This is a genomic window from Noviherbaspirillum autotrophicum, from assembly GCF_000818395.1.
GTDB classification, from domain to species: Bacteria; Pseudomonadota; Gammaproteobacteria; order Burkholderiales; family Burkholderiaceae_D; genus Noviherbaspirillum; species Noviherbaspirillum autotrophicum.
In genome coordinates, this window is the sequence record NZ_JWJG01000028.1 from 552,319 (window position 1) to 573,444 (window position 21,126).

The 21,126-nt window shown below is 63.9% G+C and carries 20 protein-coding genes; 18 read left to right on the top strand and 2 right to left on the bottom strand.

Annotated elements, in window-relative coordinates; genetic code table 11:
* Positions 1-4: 4 nt before the first annotated feature.
* Positions 5-325: an antibiotic biosynthesis monooxygenase family protein gene (locus TSA66_RS03785; RefSeq protein ID WP_040039044.1), complete on the bottom strand. Its 321-nt coding sequence runs from the start codon at positions 323-325 to the stop codon at positions 5-7.
* A gap of 9 nt (positions 326-334) precedes the next feature.
* Positions 335-1,402 (bottom strand): MBL fold metallo-hydrolase, encoded by a 1,068-nt coding sequence (locus tag TSA66_RS03790; protein WP_040039045.1) that lies wholly within the window; start codon positions 1,400-1,402, stop codon positions 335-337.
* A 143-nt stretch (positions 1,403-1,545) separates the two neighbouring features.
* Here TSA66_RS03790 and TSA66_RS03795 point away from each other — a divergent pair, with 143 nt between their 5' ends.
* The 18 genes from TSA66_RS03795 (at position 1,546) to TSA66_RS03880 (ending at position 21,117) form a co-directional block, all read left to right on the top strand.
* Positions 1,546-1,983 carry a MerR family transcriptional regulator gene (locus TSA66_RS03795; RefSeq protein ID WP_040039046.1) on the top strand — a complete coding sequence of 146 codons (438 nt, stop codon included), beginning with the start codon at positions 1,546-1,548 and terminating at the stop codon, positions 1,981-1,983.
* A gap of 99 nt (positions 1,984-2,082) precedes the next feature.
* Entirely contained in the window at positions 2,083-3,267 is a 1,185-nt protein-coding gene (locus TSA66_RS03800; protein WP_040042166.1) for an isovaleryl-CoA dehydrogenase, read from the top strand.
* A gap of 262 nt (positions 3,268-3,529) precedes the next feature.
* On the top strand, positions 3,530-5,323 hold the full coding sequence (gene aceK, locus TSA66_RS03805) for a bifunctional isocitrate dehydrogenase kinase/phosphatase (protein WP_040039047.1): 1,794 nt from the start codon (positions 3,530-3,532) through the stop codon (positions 5,321-5,323).
* 21 nt (positions 5,324-5,344) lie between these two features.
* Positions 5,345-6,526, top strand: coding sequence for an acetyl-CoA C-acetyltransferase (locus TSA66_RS03810; RefSeq protein ID WP_040039048.1), 1,182 nt, complete (start codon positions 5,345-5,347; stop codon positions 6,524-6,526).
* 82 nt (positions 6,527-6,608) lie between these two features.
* On the top strand, positions 6,609-7,277 hold the full coding sequence (locus TSA66_RS03815) for an SDR family oxidoreductase (RefSeq protein WP_040039049.1): 669 nt from the start codon (positions 6,609-6,611) through the stop codon (positions 7,275-7,277).
* A 22-nt stretch (positions 7,278-7,299) separates the two neighbouring features.
* Positions 7,300-8,430, top strand: coding sequence for an acyl-CoA dehydrogenase family protein (locus TSA66_RS03820; protein ID WP_040039050.1), 1,131 nt, complete (start codon positions 7,300-7,302; stop codon positions 8,428-8,430).
* A 21-nt stretch (positions 8,431-8,451) separates the two neighbouring features.
* Entirely contained in the window at positions 8,452-9,057 is a 606-nt protein-coding gene (locus TSA66_RS03825; RefSeq protein WP_040039051.1) for a 2-hydroxychromene-2-carboxylate isomerase, read from the top strand.
* A 12-nt stretch (positions 9,058-9,069) separates the two neighbouring features.
* Complete coding sequence (locus tag TSA66_RS03830) at positions 9,070-9,471, top strand: rhodanese-like domain-containing protein (RefSeq protein ID WP_040039052.1); 402 nt, start codon at positions 9,070-9,072, stop codon at positions 9,469-9,471.
* The gene (locus TSA66_RS03835; protein WP_040039053.1) at positions 9,471-10,121 is read left to right on the top strand and encodes an HAD family hydrolase; all 651 of its coding nucleotides are present in this window, start codon (positions 9,471-9,473) and stop codon (positions 10,119-10,121) included. The genes TSA66_RS03830 and TSA66_RS03835 overlap by 1 nt, the downstream gene beginning before the upstream one ends.
* A complete protein-coding gene (locus TSA66_RS03840) occupies positions 10,118-10,510 on the top strand; it encodes a YchJ family protein (protein WP_040039054.1) in 393 nt (130 codons plus the stop codon). The genes TSA66_RS03835 and TSA66_RS03840 overlap by 4 nt, the downstream gene beginning before the upstream one ends.
* 14 nt (positions 10,511-10,524) lie before the next feature.
* Positions 10,525-12,219 (top strand): AMP-binding protein, encoded by a 1,695-nt coding sequence (locus tag TSA66_RS03845; protein WP_040039055.1) that lies wholly within the window; start codon positions 10,525-10,527, stop codon positions 12,217-12,219.
* A 27-nt stretch (positions 12,220-12,246) separates the two neighbouring features.
* Complete coding sequence (locus TSA66_RS03850; protein ID WP_040039056.1) at positions 12,247-13,854, top strand: carboxyl transferase domain-containing protein; 1,608 nt, start codon at positions 12,247-12,249, stop codon at positions 13,852-13,854.
* Between the two features lie 11 nt (positions 13,855-13,865).
* Positions 13,866-14,654, top strand: coding sequence for an enoyl-CoA hydratase/isomerase family protein (locus TSA66_RS03855; RefSeq protein ID WP_040042167.1), 789 nt, complete (start codon positions 13,866-13,868; stop codon positions 14,652-14,654).
* A 21-nt stretch (positions 14,655-14,675) separates the two neighbouring features.
* Positions 14,676-16,031, top strand: a complete 1,356-nt coding sequence (bioA, locus tag TSA66_RS03860) for an adenosylmethionine--8-amino-7-oxononanoate transaminase (RefSeq protein WP_052452090.1) — start codon at positions 14,676-14,678, stop codon at positions 16,029-16,031.
* 2 nt (positions 16,032-16,033) lie between these two features.
* Positions 16,034-17,221: an 8-amino-7-oxononanoate synthase gene (bioF, locus tag TSA66_RS03865; protein WP_040039058.1), complete on the top strand. Its 1,188-nt coding sequence runs from the start codon at positions 16,034-16,036 to the stop codon at positions 17,219-17,221.
* Positions 17,222-17,225: 4 nt separating this feature from the next.
* A complete protein-coding gene (bioD, locus tag TSA66_RS03870) occupies positions 17,226-17,960 on the top strand; it encodes a dethiobiotin synthase (protein ID WP_040039059.1) in 735 nt (244 codons plus the stop codon).
* Positions 17,961-17,997: 37 nt separating this feature from the next.
* Complete coding sequence (bioB, locus tag TSA66_RS03875) at positions 17,998-19,029, top strand: biotin synthase BioB (RefSeq protein WP_040039060.1); 1,032 nt, start codon at positions 17,998-18,000, stop codon at positions 19,027-19,029.
* A 78-nt stretch (positions 19,030-19,107) separates the two neighbouring features.
* Positions 19,108-21,117 carry an acetyl/propionyl/methylcrotonyl-CoA carboxylase subunit alpha gene (locus TSA66_RS03880; RefSeq protein WP_040039061.1) on the top strand — a complete coding sequence of 670 codons (2,010 nt, stop codon included), beginning with the start codon at positions 19,108-19,110 and terminating at the stop codon, positions 21,115-21,117.
* Positions 21,118-21,126: the final 9 nt, after the last annotated feature.

Here is a 21,126-nt window from a genome sequence, read left to right on the forward strand (position 1 = left end):
GGAATTAGATTTCGCCGAACCCGTAATCGCGCTCGACCCGGGCGATGCGGATCCTGTAGGCGCTGTACCAGTCGCTGCGCCCGCGCTCTTGCGCCAATTGATGTTCGGCGTTCGCTTTCCATGCCCGGATCGCTTCCGCCGATTCCCAGTACGACACGGTAATGCCGATGCCGTCGCGCACCGATTCCATGCCGAGAAAGCCCGGCTGCTGCGCCGCCAGTTCGGCCATGCGGCGCGCGGTGTCGGCATAGCCGTTGTCGCCGCTGGTGCGCAGCGAGGTGAAGATCACGGCGTAATAGGGCGGCCTGGGCGTGTCGGCGGGCATGGCGTTTCCTTAACGGTGAGTACGGAATCGAATGATACCGTCCGCGCCGGTTTCGCGGTACAGCACGCCGTCGAACCACAGCTTGTGCAGATGCGCCAGCGCCTCGCCCATGGCGAACGTGAGCTGGTGCGCGTCGAGCGCGCGGCGAAACATGATCGGCACGATGTCGGCTGCCGACATCGGCGACGCGCAAGCCTCCACCACTTCGGCCAGCCGCTCGCGGTGATGCGCGACGAGTTGCCCGATGCGGGTATGCAAGCCGCGAAACGGCTTGCCGTGCGACGGCAGCACCAGCGTATCGGCCGGCAGGTCGGCGTATTTTTTCAGCGAGTCGAGGTAGAGCTGCACCGGATTGGCTTCCGGTTCGACCGCGAACACCGACACGTTGGTCGAAATGCGCGGCAGCACCATGTCGCCGGAAACCAGCACGTTCAGGTCCGCGCAATACAGCGACGCATGTTCCGGCGCATGGCCGAAGCCGGTGATGACGCGCCACTCGTGGCGGCCGATGCGAAACGTCTGGCCATCCTGCATGCGGCGGTAGGACGCGGGCACGGCCGGCACCAGCGTCGGGTAGTAGCTCTTGCGGCCCTGCAGCTGCTCGATCAACGCCGGGTCCGTCACGCCGTGGCGCTCGAAGTGCGGCAGCATCGCGGTGCCGTCCACGCCCGGCAGCGAGGCCGACATCATGCGCGCAAAGCCGTATTCGCCGGTGGTCATCCACAGCGGCGCGTTCCAGCGGCTGCACAGCCAGTCGGCGAGTCCGACGTGGTCCGGGTGGCAGTGGGTGGCAATCACGCGCACGATCGGGTTTGCGGCAAGGCCGTCGGCGAAGACCGACTCCCAGGCCGCGCGCGTGGCATCGTTGGCGATGCCGCAGTCAACCACCGTCCAGCCCGGCCGCGGGCCGTCGCCGTCGTCGAATTCATCGGCGATCAGCCACAGGTTGATGTGGTCGAGCGCGAACGGCAGGCCCATGCGCAGCCAGTACACGCCCGGCGCGATCTCGGAGAGCGCGCCCGGCGCGGGCAGCAGGTCGCCGAAGGGGTAATTCAATTGGGATTCCAGCGGATTCATTCAGATCTCGAAAAATCGTTGCAAATCGTGCATGTTCACATTCCGCGACAGCAGGCTACAATACCGCATCGCTTTACGTTAACGTAAACTGCAATCGGACCCCCGATTCTAAACACAAACCCCATTTACTGCTGGCCGACCCCATGCCGACCTACACCATTACCGAACTGGCGCGCGAATTCGACATCACCCCGCGCGCAATCCGCTTCTACGAAGACCAGGGCTTGCTGAGCCCGGCGCGCGAGGGGGCGGGCGGGCGCACCCGGGTCTACAGCGCGCGCGAACGCACGCGCCTGAAGCTCACCCTGCGCGGCAAGCGGCTCGGCCTGAGCCTGTCGGAGATCAAGGAACTGGTCGACATGTACGAGTCGCCCAAGGACACCGATGCGCAGTTAAAGCGTTTCCTGGCGGTACTGGCCCAGCACCGCGAAACGCTGGAGCGCCAGCGCGAAGACCTGGAAGTCACGCTCGACGAGATTGCCGCGCACGAAGAGGAATGCCTGCGCCTGCTGGCTGCCGACAAGGCCCAAGCCGCGACCGGCAAAAAGACTGCTGCGGGCAAGCTGGAAGACGCTGCCTGACGGTGTTTTTGATGTGAATCGGCTGCTGTTTTACTTTACGTTTACGTAAACGTAAATTGGCAGTATTATTTGCCCAACTTCCAACAATACGAGGACGACATGCTTCATTTGCCCGGCTTGACCTTTGATCATGGCGAAGACATCGCAGCACTGCGCGCGACCGTGCAGCAGTTTGCGCAATCCGAAATCGCGCCGCGCGCCGCCGAAATCGACCGCAGCGACCAGTTCCCGATGGATTTGTGGCGCAAGATGGGCGAGCTCGGCTTGCTCGGCGTGACCGTCAGCGAGGAATACGGCGGCACCGACATGGGCTACCTCGCGCACATCGTTGCGATGGAGGAAATCTCGCGCGCATCGGCGTCGGTCGGTCTGTCCTACGGCGCCCACTCGAACTTGTGCGTCAACCAGATCAAGCGCAACGGCACGCCCGAGCAGAAAGCCAAGTACCTGCCCAAGCTGATTTCCGGCGAATATGTCGGCGCGCTGGCGATGTCCGAGCCGAATGCCGGTTCCGACGTGGTGAGCATGAAGCTGCGGGCCGACTTCAAGGGTGACCGCTGGGTCTTAAACGGCAGCAAGATGTGGATCACCAACGGTCCTGATGCCGACGTGCTGGTGGTGTATGCGAAGAATGATATCGAAGCCGGCCCGCGCGGCATGACTGCCTTCCTGGTCGAAAAGAATTTCAAGGGATTTTCGGTCGCCCAAAAGCTCGACAAGCTCGGCATGCGCGGCTCGCACACCGGCGAACTGGTGTTCCAGGATTGCGAAGTGCCGGCCGAAAACGTGCTCGGCGGCTTGGGCAAGGGCGTCAACGTACTGATGTCCGGGCTGGATTTCGAGCGCACCGTGCTGTCGGGCGGGCCGCTGGGCATCATGCAGGCTTGCATGGATGTGGTCGTCCCCTATATTCATGAACGCAAGCAGTTCGGCCAGCCGATCGGCGAATTCCAGCTCATGCAAGGCAAGATCGCTGACATGTATTCGACCATGATGGCGTGCAAGGCCTATGTCTACGCGGTCGGCCAGGCGTGCGACCGGGCGACGACCCCGGAGCAAGTGCGCGCGCTGCGCAAGGATGCGGCCGGCGCGATCCTGTATTCGGCGGAAAAAGCGACCTGGATGGCGGGCGAAGCGATTCAGACGCTGGGCGGCAACGGCTACATCAATGAAAACCCGACCGGCCGCCTGTGGCGCGACGCCAAGCTGTACGAGATCGGCGCGGGCACCAGCGAAATCCGCCGCATGCTGATCGGGCGCGAACTGTTTACCGAGACCCGCTAAGAGCGCTTGCTTGCCCGCCCGCACAGCCAAGGCGGGCGGGCAAGGAAAATAGCCCGCCGCCAGCGCTGAAGTATCGCAATCGTTGATGCGCCCCAAGGCGGCGGCAGGCGCCGGGTTTCAAATGTGAACACCGGCCTGCGCGCGGCAGTGATATTTCGCTATCGCGGCTTGGTGCCGCGTCGATACCCGCTTCGCACCTGGCGCATCGGCGGCAGGTAATTCGCTACACTGGAGGTTTGGAAAACTCATCGAGCACGCACCCATGCCGCACACCGCCTTTCCCAAACTCCTTTCTTCCCAGATCGCGTTCGACATTGCGCGCACGATCCTGGACGGCTTCGACAAGCATTACAGCCTGTTTCGCGCCGCCAGCCACGATGCGAAGCGCTATTTCGAAACCTGCGACTGGAAAACCGCGCAGGTCAAGGCGCGCGAGCGGATTGCGTACTACGACTTGCGGGTGCAGGAATGCGTGCAAACGCTGGAAGACGAATACGACCCGGAAGAAATCGGCGACGAAGTCTGGCGCGAGGTGAAGCTGCACTACATCGGCTTGCTGATCAACCACAAGCAGCCGGAGCTGGCCGAAACCTTCTTCAATTCGGTGTGCTGCAACATCCTGCACCGCACCTACTTCCATAACGATTTCATCTTCGTGCGGCCGGCGGTCGCGACCGAATACATCGAGCCGGAAGACGGGCAGCCGACTTACCGCGTGTATTACCCGGCCACCGACGGGCTGCGCTATACGCTCAAGCGCATCATCACCAATTTCCAGCTGGCGCCGAAGTTCGCCGACCTCGACCGCGACGTCGCCTTCGTGGAAACGCGCATGCGCGCCATGTTCGGCAGCGACTTGCTGGAGCCGAACCACCAGATCCAGGTACTGTCCTCCCTGTTCTACCGCAACAAGGGCGCCTACATCGTGGGCAAGGGCATCAACGGCAACCGCATCTATCCGTTCGTGGTGCCCATCCTGTACAACCGCAAGCGCGAGCTGATCCTCGACACCGTGCTGTTCGACCCGACCCTGATCACGGTGCTGTTCTCGTTTACGCGCGCCTACTTCATGGTCGACATGGAAGTGCCGTCGGCCTACGTGCAGTTTTTGCGCACGCTCATGCCCTACAAGCCGAGAAGCGAAATCTATACCATCCTCGGCCTGCAAAAGCAGGGCAAGGCGGCGTTCTACCGCGACTACCTGCACCATCTGCATCACTCGTCCGACTGCTTCGAAATCGCGCCCGGCATTCGCGGGCTGGTGATGGTGGTGTTCGCGCTGCCGTCGTTCCCGTACGTGTTCAAGGTGATCAAGGACCACTTCCCGCCGCCCAAGGAAACCACGCGCGCGCAGGTGAAGGAAAAATACCTGCTGGTCAAGCAGCACGACCGCGTCGGCCGCATGGCCGACACGCTCGAGTATTCGAACGTCGCCTTCCCGCGCTCGCGCTTTTCCGACGAGCTGTTGGCCGAACTCAAGGAAGTCGCGCCCTCGATCGTCGAGGAGGATGGCAACGAAGTCATCATCAAGCACTTGTATATCGAACGGCGCATGGTGCCGCTCAATATCTGGCTGACGGAAGCGGAAAGGCGCGGCGACCATGCGGCCGTCGAGCGTGGCGTGCTCGAGTACGGCAACGCGATCAAGGACCTGGTCGGCGTGAACATCTTCCCCGGCGACATGCTGTACAAGAACTTCGGCGTGACCAAGCATGGGCGCGTCGTGTTCTACGACTACGACGAGATCGAGTACATCACCGACTGCAACTTCCGCACGATCCCCGAGCCGCGTAACGAGGAAGACGAAATGGCGAGCGAGCCGTGGTACCCGATCGCCAAGAATGACGTGTTCCCGGAACAGTTCGCCACCTTCCTGCTGGGGAACCCGGAAGTCCGCAAATATTTCATGAAGCACCACGCCGATTTGCTCACGCAGCAGTATTGGCAAAACGCGAAGCAGCGCCTGCTGGAAGGCATCGTGGAAGACGTGTTCCCGTACCCGCAGGAATTACGCTTCAGTTACAAACCCGTGGCTCCCGCGGCGCAGGCTGCCTGAGCCTCTTTTTGGAGAACTTTGATGAACGATCCTATTGTTATCGTCGGCGCCGCCCGTACCCCGATGGGTGCATTCCAGGGCGATTTTTCCGCACTGTCGGCCAATGACCTGGGCGCGGTGGCGATCCGTGCCGCCGTCGAGCGCGCCGGACTGGAGCCGCAACATGTCGATGAAGTCTTGTTCGGCAATTGCCTCATGGCGGGGCAGGGCCAGGCGCCGGCGCGCCAAGCCGCGATCAAGGCCGGCATTCCCGTGTCCGCCGGGGCGGTCACCCTGTCGAAGATGTGCGGCTCGGCGATGAAGGCGGCCATGATCGGCTTCGACTCGATCCTCGCCGGCAGCAATGAAGTGGTGGTGGCCGGCGGCATGGAATCGATGACCAATGCACCCTACCTGATTCCGAAGGCGCGCGGTGGCTATCGCATTGGCCACGCGATGATGTACGACCACATGATGCTCGACGGCCTGGAAGATGCCTACGAAAAGGGCCGTTCGATGGGCACCTTCGGCGAAGAATGCGCCGCGAAATACCAGTTCAGCCGCGAAGCGCAGGACGCGTTCGCGATCGAATCGGTCAAGCGCGCGCAGGCCGCGACCAATGACGGCTCGTTCAAGTGGGAAATCGCGCCGGTCACGGTGGCCGCGCGGGGTGGCGATGTCGTGATCGACAAGGATGAAGGCCCGCTGAAGGCCAAGCTCGACAAGATCCCGTCGCTGAAGCCCGCGTTCAAGAAGGATGGCACGATCACTGCCGCTTCCTCGTCGTCGATCAACGACGGCGCAGCAGCGCTCGTGCTGATGCGCGAATCGACCGCCAAGAAGCTCGGCTGCACGCCGATCGCGCGCATACTCGGCCACGCGACGCATTCGCAGGAACCGAACTGGTTTACCACCGCGCCGGTCGGCGCGATCGACAAGCTGTACAAGAAGCTCAATCTGACCACCAAGGATGTCGACCTGTTCGAGATCAACGAAGCGTTCGCGGTGGTGCCGATGGCGGCGATGAAAGACCATGGCATCCCCCACGAGAAGATCAACATCCACGGCGGCGCCTGCGCGCTGGGACATCCGATCGGCGCGTCCGGCGCGCGCATCATCGTCACGCTGATCGGCGCGCTGAAGAAGACCGGCGGCAAGCTGGGCGTTGCTTCCCTGTGCATCGGCGGCGGCGAGGGCACGGCAATGGCGATCGAGCTGGTGTAATTGCCGCGGCATCCTCTCCTCGGCAGGGGGCGAGGATGCATTTCTTCTGGCGAACGTTAATTTTGAATCGAAGAGGTGTCTCATGCCCACCGCACTCATCATCGGCGCGTCGCGCGGTATCGGCCATGAATTCGTGCGAAAACTGAAGGCCGCCAACTGGAAGGTGTTCGCCACCGCCCGCAGCGACGACGCGCTGGCGGCATTGCAGGCCTGCGGCGCGGAAGCGCTCAAGCTCGACGTCACCAAGCCGGAATCGCTGGCGGGCCTCGGCTGGCAGCTCGACGGGGAAAAGCTCGATCTCGCCATCTACGTCGCCGGCGTGTTCGGTTCGCGCGATGGCGCCACCGTCTCCTCGACGCAGCAGGATTTCGATCACGTGATGCACACCAATGTGCTCGGCGCGATGCAGATCATCCCGCTGGTGGCGCCGATGGTGGAAGCCGCGCAAGGCAAGTTCGGATTCCTGTCCAGCGGCATGGGCAGCATCGGCGAAGTCGAATCGAGCTACGGCTGGGTGTACCGGGCATCGAAGGCGGCATTGAACATGGCGATGAAAAGCGCAACGGTCGATTACCCGCAAGCCACCTTCGTCGCGCTCGACCCGGGCTGGGTGCGCACCGACATGGGCGGGCAGAGTGCGCCGACCACCGTCGAGGAAAGCGTGAGCGGGTTATTGCAGGTGATTGCAGGGCTGGACAAGAGCGACAGCGGCGCGTACCGCAGCCGCACCAACCGCCATCTGGCTTGGTGAAAAGAATAACAGGGGGGACAGTATGGTTTTATCGGAACAGCATGAAATGATCCGCGACGCGCTGCGCGCGTTCGCGCAGGAGCGCCTTGCGCCCCATGCCGCGCGCTGGGACAAGGAACACCACTTCCCGAAGGAAGAATTGAAGGGTCTGGCGCAGCTCGGCGCATTCGGCGTCGCGGTACCGGAAGAACTGGGCGGCGCGGGGCTCGATTACGTGTCGCTGGCGCTGGTGCTGGAAGAAATCGCGGCCGGCGACGGCGGCACCTCGACCGTCATCTCGGTCAACAACTGCCCGGTCTGCAGCATCGCGATGATGTATGCAAACGATGCGCAGAAAGAGCAATGGCTGAAGCCGCTGGCGTCCGGCGCGATGCTGGGCGCATTCTGCCTGACCGAGCCGCACGTGGGCAGCGACGCGTCCGCGTTGCGCACCACCGCCACCCGCGAAGGCGACCATTACGTGCTCAACGGGGTGAAGCAGTTCATCACCAGCGGCAAGCATGCGGATGTCGCGATCGTCATGGCGGTGACCGACAAGGCTGCCGGCAAGCGCGGCATCAGCGCATTCTGGGTGCCGACCAATACGCCCGGCTACATCGTCGCGCGTCTGGAAGACAAGCTCGGCCAGCATTCGTCCGACACCGCGCAAATCCTGTTCGAGAATTGCCGCATTCCGGCGCAAAACCTGATCGGCGAGGAAGGGCAGGGCTACAAGATCGCGCTGTCCGGTCTTGAAGGCGGGCGCATCGGCATCGCGTCGCAGTCGGTCGGCATGGCGCGCGCGGCATTCGAGGCGGCGCTGGCGTATGCCAAGGAGCGCACCAGCTTCGGCAAGCCGCTGTTCGAGTACCAGGCGGTGCAGTTCAAGCTGTCGGAAATGGCGACCCAGATCGAGGCCGCGCGCCAGCTGATCATGCACGCCGCGAGCCTGAAGGATGCCGGCAAGCCCTGCCTGAAGGAGGCGGCCATGGCCAAGCTGTTCGCCAGCGAAATGGCCGAGCGCGTCTGTTCCGACGCGATCCAGATCCACGGCGGCTACGGCTATGTCAGCGACTTTCCGGTCGAGCGCATCTACCGCGACGTGCGGGTGTGCCAGATCTACGAAGGCACCAGCGACATCCAAAAAATCCTGATCGGGCGCGCGCTGGCCTGATCGTCACGAGAAAGGGAGAACATGAGCCAAGCCATCGACTTCTATTTCGATTTTTCCTCGCCCTACGGCTATTTCGCATCGACCCAGATCGAGCAGCTCGCGGCCCGTTACGATCGCACCGTGAAATGGCATCCGCTGCTGCTCGGCGTGATCTTCAAGACCACCGGCGGCGCGCCCCTGCCGTCGCTGCCGTTAAAGGGCGACTACGCCTTGCGCGACTTCGAACGCTCCGCGCGCTTTCACGGCATCCCGTACACTCGGCCGGAGCTGTTCCCGCTGCCCACGCAACTGGCAGCGCGCGCGATGCTGTGGGTGGCGCAAACCCGGGGCGACGCGAAAGCAGTCGAATTCGCGAAAGCGGTGTTCCATGCCTATTTCGTCGAGGGTGCGAAGATCATCGACCCCGACGTGATCGGGCCGCTTGCCGACGGCATCGGCATCGATGCCGCCGCGATGATCGACGGCGCCAACAGCGCGGAAATCAAGGAGCGCCTGAGGAACGATATCGAGGCGGCGGTTGCGCGCGGCGTGTTCGGCTCGCCCTTCGTGATCGCCGACGGCGAGCCGTTCTGGGGCTTCGACCGCTTCGATCAGCTCGAAGCGTTCCTGAAAAGCGGAAAGATCTGAAAGGGAAAACACATGCCATTGAAAAAAGGCTACAAGGCGCTGGTCGATGAAGCGATGGCGCAGGTCAAAACCTACTCGGTGCAACAGGCGCGCGCCAAGCTCGACGATCCGAACGTGCAGTTCGTCGACGTGCGCGACGTGCGCGAACTGGAGCGCGACGGCGTCATTCCCGGCGCGTTTTCCGCGCCGCGCGGCATGATCGAGTTCTGGGTCGACCCCGATTCGCCCTACTTCAAGCCGGTGTTCGGCGAACAGAGGGAATTCATCTTCTTTTGCGCGGCCGGCTGGCGCAGCGCGCTGACCACTAAAACCGTGCAGGACATGGGGCTGGACAACGTCGCGCATATCGAAGGCGGCTTCGGCGCGTGGAAAGCGGCCGGCGCGCCGGTGGCAGAGAAGGCAAAGAAAGTCTGATGTCTCGTTTCGATTTGATTGCATTCGATTGCGATGGCGTGCTGGTCGACAGCGAGCCGATCACCTGTGGCGTGCTGGCCGACATGCTGACCGAGCTGGGCTGGGCCATGTCTGTGGAAGAGACCATCCGCGCCTTTGTCGGCAAGCATGTGCGCGACGAGATGCCGCGCATTGAGGAACGCATCGGCAAGCCGCTGCCGGCGGATTTTTACGACGATTTCATCACGCGCCGCAACCGCGGGCTGGAGACCGGCATCACCGCCGTGCGCGGCGTGCAGGCGGCGGTCGAACAGCTTGCCGCGCGCCAGACGCCGTTTTGCGTCGCGTCCGGCGCCGACCGCGCCAAGATGCGGCTGACGCTGGGCCGCACTGGTTTGCTGCCGTTTTTCGAAGGCCGCTTATTCAGCGGCATGGAAGTCGCACGCACCAAGCCCGCGCCGGACGTCTATCTGCTCGCGGCGCAGACGCTGGGCGCCGACCCGGCGCGCTGCGCGGTGATCGAGGATACGCCGACCGGCATCGCCGCAGGAATCGCGGCCGGCATGACCGTGTTCGGGTATGCGGAAAGGATGGATGCGCAGCTGCTGCGTGACGCCGGCGCGGTCGAAGTGTTTGCCGACATGGCGCAGCTGGCGGAGCTGGTGGCATGACGGCGAAAGCGCAGGCGTGCCCGTGCGGCAGCGGGAAAAACTACGCGGCGTGCTGCGGACGCTTTATCGAGGAAGGCATGGTGCCGCAGAGCGCCGAGGAACTGATGCGCTCGCGCTACAGCGCCTACGTAGTGAAAAACGAAGACTACTTGAAGGCGACCTGGCACGCGACCACGCGGCCTTCCGAGCCGGTGCTGCAGGACGACGGCGGCAAATGGCTCGGACTGGAAGTGCGCAGGCACGTGCCGGCCGGGGACAGTGCAACAGTGGAATTCGTGGCGCGCTACAAGATGGCGGGGCGCGCGCACCGCATGCATGAAATCAGCAACTTTGTACGTGAGGATGGTCGTTGGTATTACGTTGATGGCAGTTTTCCAATAACAAAATAACTGGAGAAAGTGGAATGGTACGGTTGGTTACAAGCTACGACCAGGGCAGTCAGGAGTCGCCGTTGATTGAACAGACGATCGGTGATTTTTTCGATGCGATGGTCAGCCGTTTTCCGGACAACGAGGCGTTGGTGTCCTGCCACCAGCAGCTGCGCTATCGTTATCATGAGCTGCAGCGCGAAGCCAATCGGCTCGCCAGTGCACTGCTGGGCCTGGGGCTGGTTCCCGGCGACCGCGTCGGCATCTGGTCGCACAACAACGCGCAGTGGCTCTTGACGCAGATCGCGACCGCCAAGGTCGGCATGGTGCTGGTCAACATCAATCCGGCCTACCGCATCGCCGAACTCGAGTACGCCTTGAACAAGGTCGGCTGCAAGGCGCTGATCACGATGACGGCCTTCAAGACCAGCGATTACCTGGACATGATCCGCGCCATCGCGCCCGAAATCGCGCAAAGCAAGCCCGGCGAACTGCAGGCCGCGCGCGTGCCGGCATTGAAGACCGTGATCCAGCTCGGCGACGACAACGTGCCCGGCATGCTGCGCTTTGCGGACCTGATGGCGACCGGCAGCGCGGACGATGCGCGGATTGCGCAGATCGGCGCGACGCTGAAGAATACCGATCCGATCAATATCCAGTTCACCAGCGGCACCACCGGCTTTCCAAAGGGCGCCACGCTCACGCACCGCAATGTGCTCAACAACGGCTTTTTCATCGGCGAGGCGATGAAGCTCACGCCCGCCGACCGCCTGTGCATTCCGGTGCCGCTGTATCACTGCTTCGGCATGGTGCTTGGCAACCTCGCGTGCCTGACGCATGGCGCGACTATCGTCTACCCGAACGACGCGTTCGATCCTTTGACCGTGCTGCAGGCGGTGCAGGACGAGCGCTGCACCGGGCTGCATGGCGTGCCGACCATGTTCATCGCCGAGCTCGATCATCCACGTTTCAAGGACTTCGACCTGTCGACGCTGCGCACCGGCATCATGGCCGGCTCGCCGTGCCCGATCGAAGTGATGAAGCGGGTGGTGGCGGACATGCACATGAGCGAGGTGACGATCGCCTACGGCATGACCGAAACCAGCCCGGTCAGTTGCCAGAGCACGACCGACACGCCACTGGAAAAGCGCGTGTCGACGGTGGGCAAGACGCAGCCGCACCTGGAAGTCAAGATCGTCGATCCGGATACCGGCAAGACGGTGCCGGTCGGCGCCTCGGGCGAGCTGTGCACGCGCGGCTATTCGGTCATGCACGGTTACTGGGACGACCCGCAGAAAACGGCCGAGGCGATCGATACCGAAGGCTGGATGCATACCGGCGACCTCGCGGTGATGGACGAAGAGGGCTATGTGAATATCTCCGGCCGCATCAAGGACATGGTGATCCGCGGCGGCGAAAACATCTATCCGCGCGAGATCGAGGAATTCCTGTACCGCCACCCGGCCATCCAGGATGTGCAGGTGGTCGGTGTGCCGGACAAGAAGTACGGCGAGGAATTGTGCGCGTGGATCATCCTGCGGCCGGGCGCCAAGCTCGACGCCGACGCGTTGCGCGACTACTGCAAGGGGCAGATCGCGCATTACAAGGTTCCGCGCTATATCCGCTTCGTCGACGCGTTCCCGATGACCATCACCGGCAAGGTGCAGAAGTTCCGGATCCGCGATGTGATGAAACAAGAGCTGCAGCTGTCCGAAGAGAAGACGGCTTGAACAGAAATAGAAGACAAGGGAAGAGAAATGCCGCAAATTGAAAGCAAACTGAATCCGCGCAGCGAAGAGTTCAAGGGGAATGCCGAGGCGATGCAACGCGTGGTCGATGACCTGAAGGAAAAGGTTGAAAAGATCATGCTGGGCGGTGGCGACGAAGCGCGCAAGAAGCACACCGCGCGCGGCAAGCTGCTGCCGCGCGACCGCGTGCAGATGCTGCTTGATCCGGGCACGCCGTTCCTGGAATTCTCGCAGATGGCCGCCTACGACATGTACCACAACGCGGCGCCGGGCGCCGGCATCATCACCGGCATCGGCCGCGTGGCCGGCCAGGAATGCGTGATCGTGTGTAACGACGCCACCGTCAAGGGCGGCACCTACTATCCAGTCACCGTGAAAAAGCACCTGCGCGCGCAGGAAATCGCGGACCAGAACAACCTGCCGTGCATTTACCTGGTCGACTCCGGTGGCGCCAACCTGCCGAACCAGGATGACGTGTTCCCCGACCGCGACCACTTCGGCCGCATCTTCTACAACCAGGCCAATCTCTCCGCCAAGGGCATTCCGCAGATTGCGGTGGTGATGGGTTCCTGCACGGCGGGCGGCGCGTACGTGCCGGCGATGAGCGACGAATCGATCATCGTGAAAGACCAGGGCACGATTTTCCTCGGCGGCCCGCCGCTGGTGAAAGCGGCCACCGGCGAAGTGGTCAGCGCCGAAGACCTGGGCGGCGGCGACGTGCACACGCGGCTGTCCGGCGTGGTCGATCATCTGGCGCAGAACGACATGCACGCGCTGGCGCTGGCGCGCAACATCGTGTCGAATCTCAACCGCAAGAAGCCGCAGCAGATGGTGCTGCGCGAACCTGTTGCGCCGAAGTACGACCCGCGCGAGCTGTACGGCGTGATCCCGACTGACACGCGCAAGCCGTTCGACGTGCGCGAAGTGATCGCCCGCATCGTCGACGGCAGCGAATTCGATGAATTCAAGGCGCGCTACGGCACGACGCTCGTGTGCGGCTTTGCGCACATCTTCGGCATGCCGGTCGGGATCATCGCCAACAACGGCATCCTGTTTTCCGAGTCGGCATTGAAGGGTACGCATTTCATCGAGCTGTGCTGCCAGCGCAAGATTCCGCTGGTGTTCTTGCAGAACATCACCGGCTTCATGGTCGGCCGCAAGTACGAAAACGAAGGCATCGCGCGCAACGGCGCGAAGATGGTCACGGCCGTGTCGACCGCGGCCGTGCCGAAATTCACGGTGATCATCGGCGGCAGCTTCGGCGCCGGCAACTACGGCATGTGCGGGCGCGGCTTCTCGCCGCGCATGCTGTGGATGTGGCCGAATGCGCGCATTTCGGTGATGGGCGGCGAGCAGGCGGCGAGCGTCTTGGCCACCGTCAAGCGCGACGGCATCGAAGGCAAGGGCGGCGCCTGGTCGGCGGAAGAGGAAGAGGCGTTCAAGGCGCCAATCCGCGCGCAGTACGAACATCAGGGCCATCCGTATTACGCGACCGCGCGCTTGTGGGACGACGGCGTGATCGATCCGGCCGACACCCGCATGGTGCTGGGGCTGGGGCTCTCCGCAGTGCTGAATGCGCCGATTGCGGAGACCAAGTTCGGCGTGTTCCGGATGTAATGGAGGGCAAAATGGACTGGCAGACAATCGAGATCGACCGGCAGGGGCATGTGGCGACGGTGACGCTGAACCGCCCCGACGTGCGCAATGCGTTCAATGAAACGGCGATCGCCGAGCTCGCGCAGGCGTTTCGCGAACTGGGCGCGGACAACGCTATCCGTGCCATCGTGCTCACCGCGCGCGGCCCGGCTTTCTGCGCCGGCGCCGACCTGAAATGGATGAAAAAGATGGCCGGCTACACGCACGACGAAAACCGGGTGGACGCGGCGCAACTGGCCGACATGCTGCGCACCATCTATGCCTGCCCGAAACCGACATTGGCAAAAGTGCAAGGCGACTGCTATGCGGGCGGCATGGGACTGGTCGCTGCCTGCGATATTGCCGTTGCTGTAGAGACAGCAAATTTTTGCCTGTCCGAAGTCAAACTGGGGCTCATTCCTGCGACAATCTCGCCTTACGTCATCAGGGCCATGGGCGAAAACGCGTCCCGCCGGTATTTCCTGACAGCAGAGCGGTTCTCCGCGCAAGAAGCGCATCGGATCGGGTTCGTGCATGAGGCGGTGGCCTCCGACCGGCTCGACGCGATGTGCGAGGAGATTGTGAAGGCGCTGGTATCGAACAGCCCGCATGCGGTCAAGGAAGCCAAGCGCCTGGTGCACGACGTGGCCGGCATGCCGCTGACCGAGTCGCTGATCGCGGATACCGCGCAGCGCATCGCGGACATCCGCAGTTCGGACGAAGGAAAGGAAGGCGTGCGCTCCTTTCTGGAGAAACGCAAGCCGGCTTGGCTGAACCAGTAAAGCACAGTTTCGGAGCAGTTTTTGAAGTCAAACCAACAATCGGATCGGGCCGCGCCAGACTGGATCGCCCGCAGCCTGAAAAGCGTGTGGCACCCGTGCACCCAGATGCAGCACCACGAGACGGTGCCGCTGGTGCCGGTCAGCCATGGGCGCGGCGCATGGCTGTACGACGCCGACGGCAAGCGCTATCTGGATGCGATCAGTTCCTGGTGGGTCAACCTGTTCGGCCACGCGAATGCGCGCATCAATGCCGCGCTGAAGGACCAGCTCGACAGGCTGGAGCACGCGATGCTGGCCGGATTCACCCATGAGCCGGTGATCGCGTTGTCGGAGCAGCTGTCGGCGCGCACGAACCACGTGCTGGGCCACTGCTTTTACGCGTCCGATGGCGCTTCGGCCACCGAAATCGCGCTGAAGATGAGTTTTCACTTCTGGCGCAACAGCGGCCAAAGCGACAAGCGCGAATTCGTGTGCCTGAAAGGCAGTTATCACGGCGAGACGGTCGGCGCCCTGTCGGTGACCGATGTGCAGCTGTTTCGCGATGCCTACGGGCCGCTGCTGCAGCAATCGCATGTGGTGGCCACGCCCGACGCGCGCCATGCGCAAGAGGGCGAATCGGCAGCCGACGTGGCGCGCCGCGCAGCCAGGGATCTGGAAGCCCTGTTGCAGCAGCGCGCGGACCGCATCGCCGCCGTGATCCTCGAGCCGCTGGTGCAGTGCGCGGCCGGCATGGCCATGCACGACCCGGCGTATCTGGCCGAAGTGCGCGGCTTGTGCGACCGCTACCAAGTACACCTGATCGCCGATGAAATCGCGGTCGGCTGCGGCCGCACCGGCACGTTCTTCGCGTGCGAGCAGGCGAACATCTGGCCCGACTTCGTGTGCCTGTCGAAGGGCATCAGCGGCGGCTACCTGCCGTTGTCGCTGGTGATGACGCGCGACGCGATTTACCAGGCGTTCTACGACGCTGATGTCACGCGCGGCTTTCTGCATTCGCACTCGTACACCGGCAATCCGCTGGCGTGCCGCGCCGCGCTGGCGACGCTGGCGATCTTCGATGAAGACGACGTGCTGGTTCAGAACCGCGCGCGCGCCGCGCGCATGACCGCGGCACTGGCGCCACTGGCTGCGCATCCGAAGGTGCGCCATTTCCGCCAGCGCGGCATGATCTGGGCGTTCGATGCGGTAGTGGACGATCCGGCGCAGGCGGCCACCTTCTCGCGCCGCTTCTTTACCGAGGGGCTAAAGCGCGAGCTGCTGCTGCGCCCGATCGGCCGCACCGTGTACCTGATGCCGCCGTATATTCTGGATGACGAAGAAATCGATGGACTGGCAAGATGCACGCAAGCCGTGTTCGAGCAAGTGATCGGAGCATGAAGATGGAACTACTCTCCGCCCTCGAACGCGAACTGAAGCAACTGGACGAGCGCAGCCTGCGCCGTCGCCGCCGCATTGCGGACACGCCCTGTGCGCCGCGCGTCACCGTCGACGGGCGCGACATGCTGGCGTTTTGCAGCAACGATTACCTGGGCCTGGCCGCGCATCCGCGCCTGGCCGCCGCATTGCAGGAAGGCGCTGCGCTGTACGGCGCCGGCAGCGGTGCCTCGCACCTGATTTCCGGCCATTTCCGTGCGCATGCGCAGCTGGAGGAAAGGCTGGCCGAATTCATGTCGCCGCATCTGGAATCGGCGCGCGCGCTGTATTTCTGCACCGGCTACATGGCCAACCTGGCGATTTTGTCGGCCCTGGCCGGACAAGGAAAGACTAATGCCGACCTGTTTTCCGAAGCGCTCAACCACGCCTCGCTGATCGACGGCGCGCGGCTGTCGCGCGCCAACCTGCAGATCTACCCGCACGGTGACACCGAAGCGCTGGAGCGCCTGCTCAAAGCCAGTACGGCCGCCACCAAGGTGGTGGTGACCGACAGCGTATTCAGCATGGATGGCGACCTGGCGCCGCTGCCGCGCCTGCTTGCGTTGTGCGAGCAGTACGGCGCGTGGCTGGTGATCGACGATGCGCACGGTTTCGGCGTGCTGGGCGAACACGGGCGCGGCGCGCTCGAGCACTACGCGATGCGCTCGCCGCATCTGGTCTACATGGGCACGCTGGGCAAGGCGGCCGGCGTCGGCGGCGCTTTTGTTGCCGCGCACGAAACCGTGATCGAATGGCTGGTGCAGCGCGCGCGGCCCTATATCTACACGACCGCCGCGGCACCGGCGCTGGCGCATGCGCTGTTGGCCAGCATCGACATCATCGCCGGCGACGAGGGGACGCAGCGCCGCGCGCACCTGCAGGCGCTGATCGCGCAGCTGAAAGACGCTCTGAAGCTGCAGCGCTGGCAGCTGTGGCCGTCGCAAACGGCCATCCAGCCGGTCGTCATCGGCGCCAACGATGAAGCGCTGCGCGCCGCAGCCGCGCTCAATGCGCAAGGCTTGTGGGTGCCGGCGATCCGCCCGCCCACCGTGCCGGTCAATACCGCGCGGCTGCGCATCACGCTGTCAGCGGCGCACACCGCAGACGACGTGGCGCAGCTGGCCGACGCATTCAACGCATTGGAACAAGGGTAACGTCATGAGCAACAGCGCAAGCGCCAAACTCGCCTACTTTGTGACCGGCACCGACACCGAGATCGGCAAGACGCTGATCTCCAGCGCGCTGCTTTATGCGCTGACGCAGCAGGGATTGCGCGCGGCCGGCATGAAGCCGGTGGCGGCCGGCGCCGAGCTGCGCGACGGCGTCTGGCGCAACGAAGACGCCGACCGCCTTGCCGCTGCCGCCAATGTCTCCCTGCCGCAGGAGCTGACCACGCCCTACCTGCTGCGCGAGGCCACCGCGCCCCATATCGCCGCGCAACAGGAAGGCGTGACGATCGACGCAGCGCATATCCGCGCCTGCTACGACCAGGTGGCCGGGGCGGCCGACGCGGTCGTGGTCGAAGGCGTGGGCGGCTTTCGCGTGCCGCTGTCGGATTCCGTCGACACCGCCGATCTGGCGCAGCAGCTGGGCCTGCCGGTGATCATGGTGGTCGGCCTGCGCCTCGGTTGCCTGAACCACGCCTTGCTGACCGCCGAAGCGATCGCCGCGCGCGGCCTGAAGCTCGTCGGCTGGGTGGCCAACGTGGTCGATCTCGGCATGCGCTACGGCATGGACAATCTCAATGCATTGACCGCGCGCCTGCCAGCGCCGATGCTCGGCTGCGTGCCGCGCCTGCCGGCGGCGCTGCCGAATGCGGCGGCGTCGCACCTCGATTTCTCAAGTTTGCCGGGCTGGCCGAAGGGCCAGGCGGCACCTCCCCATTCAACCTGATTCACCCTGATTGACCTTGATTCAAAGGAAGCTGTTTATGTCGTCGCAACCGATTACGTTCCATTCCATTCCGACTCCCGCCGAAATGCGCGCCGCCGCTGCCCAGCTCTGGCCGGTCGACAAGGTGCTGGAACTGTTCAACCTGCCGTTCAACGACCTGCTGTTCCGCGCGCAGCAGGTGCACCGCGAAAACTTCGACCCGCAGGAAGTCGAGCTGGCCACGCTGTTGTCGATCAAGACCGGCGGCTGCCCGGAAGACTGCGGCTACTGCCCGCAGGCCGCGCGTTATGACACCGGCGTGCAGGCGCAAAAGCTGATGGAACTGGAAAACGTGCTGGAAGCGGCGCGCGCGGCCAAGGCCCACGGCGCGACGCGTTTCTGCATGGGCGCCGCCTGGCGCGGCCCGAAGGACCGCGACCTGGACCACGTGGAAGCGATGGTGCGCGGCGTGAAGGACCTCGGCCTAGAAGCCTGCGTCACGCTCGGCATGCTGGAAGACGGCCAGGCCGAGCGCCTGAAGGCCGCCGGCCTCGACTACTACAACCACAATCTCGACACCGCGCCCGAGTTCTACAACGACGTCATCACCACGCGCAATTACGAGAACCGTCTCGACACGCTGGATAAGGTGCGCAACGCCGGCATCAAGGTCTGCTGCGGCGGCATCGTCGGCATGGGCGAGTCGCGCCGCCAGCGCGCCGGCCTGATCGCGCAGGTCGCGAACCTCGACCCGTATCCGGAATCGGTGCCGATCAACCATCTGGTGCAGGTGGCTGGTACGCCGCTGCACGGGCTCGACCCGCTCGACCCGCTCGAATTCGTGCGCACGATTGCTGTTGCGCGCATCACCATGCCGAAGGCGCGCGTGCGGCTGTCGGCGGGACGGCGCGAGTTGGGCGAAGCGGTGCAGGCGTTGTGCTTTACCGCCGGCGCGAACTCGATTTTCTACGGCGACAAGCTGCTCACCACCGGCAACCCGGATGCGGATGCGGATATGGCGCTGCTTGAAAAGCTCGGCATGCGCGTCAAGCACACCAAGATCGACGCCAAGCTGTCCGCGAATAACTAAAGAAACGACCAAGTCGTAAAGGATGCTCCTTCCCCCTCGCAGGGGGAAGGGACCGTGCCACTATCCAAAGGAGAAAGCGTGTTCACCAAGATCCTGATTGCCAACCGCGGCGAGATCGCTTGCCGCGTTGCCGCTACCGCACACCGCCTCGGCGTCAAAAGCGTCGCGGTGTATTCGGAAGCGGATGCCAACGCCAAACATGTGGCGGTATGCGATGAAGCCGCGCTGATCGGCCCGCCGCCGGCCAAGGAAAGCTATCTGCGCGCCGACAAGATCATCGAAGTCGCGCTCGCCACCGGCGCCCAGGCGATCCACCCTGGCTACGGCTTCTTGTCGGAGAACGAGGATTTCGCCGAGGCGTGCGCTGCGGCCGGACTCGCTTTCATCGGCCCGCCGGCCTCCGCAATCCGCGCGATGGGCTCCAAGTCGGCCGCGAAAGCGCTGATGGAAAAAGCCGGCGTGCCGCTGGTGCCCGGCTATCACGGTGACAATCAGGATGCGGACTTCCTGCACGAACAGGCCGACAAGATCGGCTACCCGGTGCTGCTGAAGGCGTCGGCCGGCGGCGGCGGCAAGGGCATGCGCATCGTCGAAAAAAGCGCGCAGTTCAAGGCCGCGCTGGAATCGTGCAAGCGCGAAGCGATCAACAGCTTCGGCGACGACAAGGTGCTGGTGGAAAAATACCTGACCCGTCCGCGCCATATCGAGATCCAGGTGTTCGCCGACGGCCGTGGCGACTGCGTGTACCTGTTCGAGCGCGACTGCTCGGTGCAGCGCCGCCACCAGAAAGTGCTGGAGGAAGCACCCGCGCCGGGCATGACCGAAGAACGCCGGCGCGCGATGGGCGAAGCGGCGGTGGCCGCGGCCAAGGCGGTCGGCTATGTCGGCGCCGGCACGGTGGAGTTCATCGCCAACCAGGATGGCACGTTCTATTTCATGGAAATGAACACGCGCCTGCAGGTCGAGCACCCGGTCACCGAAATGATCACCGGGCTCGACCTGGTCGAGTGGCAGCTGCGCGTGGCGGCCGGCGAGGCGTTGCCGAAACAGCAGCACGAGCTGACGATTCGCGGCCATGCGCTGGAAGCGCGCATTTACGCGGAAAACCCGGAGAAAGGCTTCCTTCCGTCGATCGGCACGCTGCGGCACATGCAGTCGCCGCAAGCGGTAACGTTCGACGTGGGGGCCGCAGCAGGCACGCCGGCGGCGGTGCGGATCGACTCGGGCGTGCGCGAGGGCGACGCGATTTCCCCGTTCTACGATCCGATGATCGCCAAGCTGATTGTCTGGGGCAACGACCGCAGCGAAGCGCTGGCGCACATGGCGCAGGCATTGTCGGAATATCAGATTGTCGGACTGGCCACCAACGTCGCCTTCCTGAAGCGTCTGGTCGAGAGCGCGCCGTTCTCGCACGCCGATCTCGACACCGGCCTGATCGAGCGGCATCAGGAAGAATTGTTCCCGCCGGCGCAGCCGGCCTCGCTGCCGGTGCTGGCGCTGGCAGCAGCGTCGCTCCTGACCTCCGAGCAGAGCGCGGGTGCCGCCGCCAACGATCCGTGGGCCAACACCTGCGGCTGGCGCATGAATGCCACGCTGCTGCGCCAGCTCGATTTCGTCGACGAGTCGGCTGCGTATGCGCTGTCGGTCGGCTATCGCGATACCGGCTGGACGGTTCGCCTGGGCGACGCATCCGCTGCAATGACGCTGGTCGAACGCAATGGGCAGCACCTGGTGATCAAGCTGAATGGCGCCACCGTGCGCGGCACCGTGGTGCGTGACGCCGATGCCTTCCACGTCTTTTCCGGCGGCGCGCATGTCGCGCTGAACTACAACGATCCGCTCGCGCATGCGGGACAAGCCGAAGCCGAAGGCGGGCGGCTGACCGCGCCGATGCCGGGCAAGATCGTCGCGGTGCTGGTCGAGAAGGGCAAGGAAGTCGAAAAAGGCGCGCCCTTGCTGATTATGGAGGCGATGAAGATGGAGCATACGATCGCGGCGCCCGCCAACGGCACGGTGGAAGACTTGCTGTATGCGGTCGGCGACCAGGTGGCGGAAGGCGCCCAACTGCTCGCGTTCAAGGCAGCCTGAACCGGATAG

Coding starts and splice junctions, on each gene's coding strand:
- TSA66_RS03785 (WP_040039044.1), bottom strand. CDS start 325: ATGCCCGCCGACACGCCCAGGCCGCCCTATTACGCCGTGATCTTCACC.
- TSA66_RS03790 (WP_040039045.1), bottom strand. CDS start 1,402: ATGAATCCGCTGGAATCCCAATTGAATTACCCCTTCGGCGACCTGCTG.
- TSA66_RS03795 (WP_040039046.1), top strand. CDS start 1,546: ATGCCGACCTACACCATTACCGAACTGGCGCGCGAATTCGACATCACC.
- TSA66_RS03800 (WP_040042166.1), top strand. CDS start 2,083: ATGCTTCATTTGCCCGGCTTGACCTTTGATCATGGCGAAGACATCGCA.
- aceK (WP_040039047.1), top strand. CDS start 3,530: ATGCCGCACACCGCCTTTCCCAAACTCCTTTCTTCCCAGATCGCGTTC.
- TSA66_RS03810 (WP_040039048.1), top strand. CDS start 5,345: ATGAACGATCCTATTGTTATCGTCGGCGCCGCCCGTACCCCGATGGGT.
- TSA66_RS03815 (WP_040039049.1), top strand. CDS start 6,609: ATGCCCACCGCACTCATCATCGGCGCGTCGCGCGGTATCGGCCATGAA.
- TSA66_RS03820 (WP_040039050.1), top strand. CDS start 7,300: ATGGTTTTATCGGAACAGCATGAAATGATCCGCGACGCGCTGCGCGCG.
- TSA66_RS03825 (WP_040039051.1), top strand. CDS start 8,452: ATGAGCCAAGCCATCGACTTCTATTTCGATTTTTCCTCGCCCTACGGC.
- TSA66_RS03830 (WP_040039052.1), top strand. CDS start 9,070: ATGCCATTGAAAAAAGGCTACAAGGCGCTGGTCGATGAAGCGATGGCG.
- TSA66_RS03835 (WP_040039053.1), top strand. CDS start 9,471: ATGTCTCGTTTCGATTTGATTGCATTCGATTGCGATGGCGTGCTGGTC.
- TSA66_RS03840 (WP_040039054.1), top strand. CDS start 10,118: ATGACGGCGAAAGCGCAGGCGTGCCCGTGCGGCAGCGGGAAAAACTAC.
- TSA66_RS03845 (WP_040039055.1), top strand. CDS start 10,525: ATGGTACGGTTGGTTACAAGCTACGACCAGGGCAGTCAGGAGTCGCCG.
- TSA66_RS03850 (WP_040039056.1), top strand. CDS start 12,247: ATGCCGCAAATTGAAAGCAAACTGAATCCGCGCAGCGAAGAGTTCAAG.
- TSA66_RS03855 (WP_040042167.1), top strand. CDS start 13,866: ATGGACTGGCAGACAATCGAGATCGACCGGCAGGGGCATGTGGCGACG.
- bioF (WP_040039058.1), top strand. CDS start 16,034: ATGGAACTACTCTCCGCCCTCGAACGCGAACTGAAGCAACTGGACGAG.
- bioD (WP_040039059.1), top strand. CDS start 17,226: ATGAGCAACAGCGCAAGCGCCAAACTCGCCTACTTTGTGACCGGCACC.
- bioB (WP_040039060.1), top strand. CDS start 17,998: ATGTCGTCGCAACCGATTACGTTCCATTCCATTCCGACTCCCGCCGAA.